Source organism: Pontibacter sp. HJ8, from assembly GCF_054824225.1.
Genome location: NZ_JSYF01000659.1, coordinates 1 through 486, shown reverse-complemented (window position 1 = coordinate 486; position 486 = coordinate 1). Strand labels below are relative to the sequence as shown.

1 pseudogene is annotated in these 486 nt (G+C 40.1%); it reads left to right on the top strand.

The features are described 5' to 3' along the window. Nucleotides 1-291: 291 nt before the first annotated feature. Nucleotides 292-486: pseudogene (locus OB13_RS20690) on the top strand (MarR family transcriptional regulator); the annotation flags it as partial.

The following is a 486-nucleotide window of genomic DNA, read 5'->3' as shown; positions in this document are numbered from 1 at the left end:
CAACGTGCAGGCTATAAAAGTGTAACAACGGATGTGCGAAACAAAACAGGCCACTTGGCTTCTTATCAGTTATTATAGTAGTACAATCCGAAATCAAGAATCTGCATAAACATGCAGGTTTATATAACAAAGGCTGCACGAAGTCGCAGCTAATCAACGAAAGCTGCAGTTTTCTGCTTTTGAGGCGGTAAGTACGATTTTTATACTGCACAATTGCATTCGGATTGCAACATATATTTTAAAATAAATGTATATTATGAGCTGTTTCGCACCAACTCACCCTTTCTCACTATGCATTTAGAACACGAAGTAGGCATTAAAGCCTTCCGTAACGACTGGCAAAAAGCCAGTATGAACGTCATTATTACCTATGGGCTCTTGTTTAATAGCCACGAGGAATTCTTCCGGAAGTTTGACCTGACGGCTCAGCAGTATAATATCATGCGAATCCTGCGTGATGTATACCCAAAACCTATCTCCACATCT